This window comes from Consotaella aegiceratis, assembly GCF_036541425.1.
Lineage (GTDB): Bacteria > Pseudomonadota > Alphaproteobacteria > Rhizobiales > Rhizobiaceae > Consotaella > Consotaella aegiceratis.
Map to the genome: position 1 here is coordinate 1 of NZ_JAZHFT010000102.1, position 3,673 is coordinate 3,673.

A 3,673-nucleotide genomic window follows, 5' to 3' on the forward strand; every position below is an offset into this window, starting at 1 on the left:
CGTACGCCCGGTACTCGCCAAAATACTTCGTGATCGCCGCCGTCAGAGACGTCTTCCCATGGTCAACGTGACCAATCGTCCCAATGTTGCAATGCGGCTTCGTACGCTCAAATTTGCTCTTGGCCATCGTGGCACTCCATGATCTTGGCCGGGCCCGCAAGCCCTATTCATTTCGCGACGCGAACTGGACTACGCGTATTTCTTCTGGATCTCTTCGGCGACCTGGTTCGGCACCTGCTCGTAGTGATCGAACTGCATGGTGTACTGCGCCCGGCCCTGGCTCATCGAGCGCAAGGTGTTGACGTAGCCGAACATGTTGGCCAGCGGCACCATGGCGTTGACCACCGTGGCGATGCCACGCGGCTCCGTGCCCTGGATCTGGCCGCGCCGAGAGTTGAGGTCGCCGATGACGTCGCCGACATAGTCTTCCGGCGTCACCACCTCGACCTTCATGATCGGCTCGAGCAGCTTCGGGCTCGCCTTCTGGATCGCCTCACGGAAACCCGCACGAGCGGCGATCTCGAACGCCAGAACCGAAGAGTCGACGTCGTGGAACGCACCGTCGATGAGCTCAGCCTTGATGTCGACCATCGGGAAGCCGGCCAGCGGCCCCGAACTCATCACGGACTGGATGCCCTTCTGCACGCCCGGGACGTATTCCTTCGGAACCGCACCGCCGACGATCTTCGATTCGAAGGAGAACCCTTCGCCGATCTCGGCCGGCTCGAACACCATCTTGACGCGGGCGAACTGACCCGTACCGCCGGTCTGCTTCTTGTGGGTATAGTCGACTTCCGCCCGCCGGCTGATCGTCTCGCGATAGGCCACCTGAGGCGCACCGACGTTCGCTTCGACCTTGAACTCGCGCTTCATGCGATCGACCAGAATGTCGAGGTGAAGCTCGCCCATGCCGGCAATGATCGTCTGACCCGATTCCTCGTCCGTCTTGACGCGGAAGGACGGATCCTCGGCCGCGAGACGGTTGAGCGCGAGGCCCATCTTCTCCTGGTCGCCCTTGGTCTTCGGCTCGATGGCGATCTCGATGACCGGCTCGGGGAACTCCATGCGCTCGAGAATGACCGGCTTCAGCGGGTCGCAGAGCGTATCGCCCGTGGTCACTTCCTTGAGGCCAGCCAGCGCGACGATGTCGCCGGCATAGGCCTCTTCGATGTCCGACCGGTTGTTCGAATGCATCAGCAGCATGCGGCCGATGCGCTCGCGCTTCTCCTTGACCGTGTTCATCAGCGAGCCACCCTTGGTGAGGACGCCCGAGTAGATACGGCAGAAGGTGAGCGAGCCGACGAACGGGTCGTTCATGATCTTGAAGGCGAGCATCGACAGCGGCTCTTCGTCCGATGAATGGCGGACGGTCTCACTCTCGGTCTTCGGATCGACGCCCTTGATGGCGGGCACTTCGACCGGGCTCGGCAGGAAATCGACGACGGCGTCGAGCAGCGGCTGAACGCCCTTGTTCTTGAACGCCGAACCACACAGCACCGGAGTGAACCAGACGTCGCAGGTGCCCTTGCGGATCAGCCGACGCAGCTCGTCATTGGAGGGCATCTCGCCTTCGAGATACTTCTCCATGGCGGCTTCGTCGATCTCGACGGCCGACTCGATCATCGCCTCGCGATACTCCTCGGCCTGCGCCTGGAGATCGGCCGGGATGTCGAGGACGTCCCACTTCGCACCGAGAGTTTCGTCGTGCCAGATCAGGGCCTTCATCTCGATCAGATCGACGACGCCCTTGAATTCGTTTTCAGCGCCGATCGGCAGCTGAATGACGATCGGACGCGCGCCGAGGCGCGTCTTGATCATGTCGACGCAGCGGAAAAAATCGGCGCCGATCTTGTCCATCTTGTTGACGAAGATCATCCGCGGCACGTGATACTTGTCGGCCTGGCGCCAGACCGTCTCGGTCTGCGGCTCGACACCGGCGTTGGCGTCGAGCAGCGCGATGGCGCCGTCGAGAACGCGCAGCGAACGCTCGACCTCGATGGTGAAATCCACGTGTCCGGGCGTGTCGATGATGTTGAAGCGGCGCTTCTTGCCGTCGCGACCTTCCCAGAACGTGGTGGTCGCGGCAGACGTGATGGTGATGCCGCGCTCCTGCTCCTGCTCCATCCAGTCCATGGTGGCCGCACCCTCATGGACTTCGCCCATCTTGTGGCTGCGACCCGTGTAGAACAGGATGCGCTCGGTCGTGGTCGTCTTTCCAGCATCGATGTGCGCCATGATGCCGAAATTACGGTAGTCCTCGATTTTATAGTCGCGGGCCATGGGGCTTCGCCTTTCGAAAATACGTCCGGTTACCAGCGATAATGCGAGAAGGCGCGGTTGGCTTCCGCCATACGATGCGTATCTTCGCGCTTCTTCACCGCGGTTCCGCGATTGTTCGCGGCGTCCATGAGCTCGCCCGACAACCGGCCGACCATCGTGGTCTCGTTGCGATTGCGCGCCGAGGAGATCAGCCAGCGAATGGCCAGCGCCTGGCGGCGCTCCGGACGAACGTCGACCGGGACCTGATAGGTGGCACCGCCGACGCGGCGCGAACGCACCTCGACGTGCGGAGCAATGTTGTCGAGCGCCTGATGGAAAACGGCGACGGCATCCTGGCGGGTCTTGTCATGCACGGCATCAAAGGCGCCGTACACGATCCGCTCGGCGACCGACTTCTTGCCGTCATACATGATGGCATTCATGAACTTCGTCACGACGATATCCCCGAATTTCGGATCCGGGTTGATCTCGCGCTTATCGGCTCTGTGGCGACGGGACATCTATTGGTCTCTCACAATCGACAATCGCTGGGGATTACTTCGGACGCTTGGCGCCGTACTTCGAGCGCCGCTGCTTGCGATCCTTGACGCCCTGAGTATCGAGAACGCCGCGGATGATGTGGTAACGCACGCCGGGCAGATCCTTCACGCGTCCGCCGCGGATCATGACCACAGAGTGCTCCTGGAGGTTATGCCCCTCACCGGGGATGTAGCCGATGACTTCATAGCCATTGACCAGACGAACCTTGGCCACCTTACGCAGTGCCGAGTTCGGCTTCTTCGGCGTCGTCGTATAGACGCGGGTGCACACGCCGCGCTTCTGCGGATTCGCTTCGAGCGCCGGCACCGTATTACGCTCCGACGGGCGCACGCGCGGCTTGCGGATCAGCTGGTTGATGGTCGGCATTAGGGCCTTACCTCTTCTTGTCCATCACGGTCCGAAACGGCGGATGCTGGTCAGCGACGGGGTCCGTCGCCATACACGAAACCGGGCCTTAGATCCGCATGTACGCTGCGGATGGCCCGGAACAGTGCAGAGGACCCGGGAAACCCGTGTCATGCGGCCAGTGATTTGATCGTCTCGTAAAACGGAGCCTTGTTTGACGCGGTCGTCTCGGGCGCGGCGCCCAGGACAAAATCAGCCTCACATCGGCTCGGTTGGCGCGCTACTTAACGACTCGACCTCGGTCCGTCAACCCATGTGCCGCCGGACCAGGCCCTATTTCGCCGCTTTTCGCGCGGTGCAGAGGAGGGTTTCGCTCTCTGCAAAGTCATGACCTCCGCCAGAGGCGGAGGTTTGGAACGCTGCGCTTGAGCCACTAGAAGTGGCTTTGCTACATCAGGCGTTCAGCTTGAACAAATCGTTGTAGTCAGACGCTTTATCGGCTTTTTCT

At 61.5% G+C, this 3,673-nt stretch carries 4 protein-coding genes; all 4 read right to left on the reverse strand.

The features are described 5' to 3' along the window. Positions 1-127: GTP-binding protein (locus SMD10_RS24995; protein WP_331687229.1), on the reverse strand; the 127-nt coding region annotated here is incomplete at its 3' end. Positions 128-189: 62 nt separating this feature from the next. Then, complete coding sequence (fusA, locus tag SMD10_RS25000) at positions 190-2,280, reverse strand: elongation factor G (protein WP_331688439.1); 2,091 nt, start codon at positions 2,278-2,280, stop codon at positions 190-192. Between the two features lie 29 nt (positions 2,281-2,309). Next, positions 2,310-2,780 carry a 30S ribosomal protein S7 gene (gene rpsG / locus SMD10_RS25005; RefSeq protein WP_331688440.1) on the reverse strand — a complete coding sequence of 157 codons (471 nt, stop codon included), beginning with the start codon at positions 2,778-2,780 and terminating at the stop codon, positions 2,310-2,312. A gap of 34 nt (positions 2,781-2,814) precedes the next feature. Then, positions 2,815-3,186, reverse strand: a complete 372-nt coding sequence (gene rpsL / locus SMD10_RS25010) for a 30S ribosomal protein S12 (RefSeq protein ID WP_056698872.1) — start codon at positions 3,184-3,186, stop codon at positions 2,815-2,817. Positions 3,187-3,673: the final 487 nt, after the last annotated feature.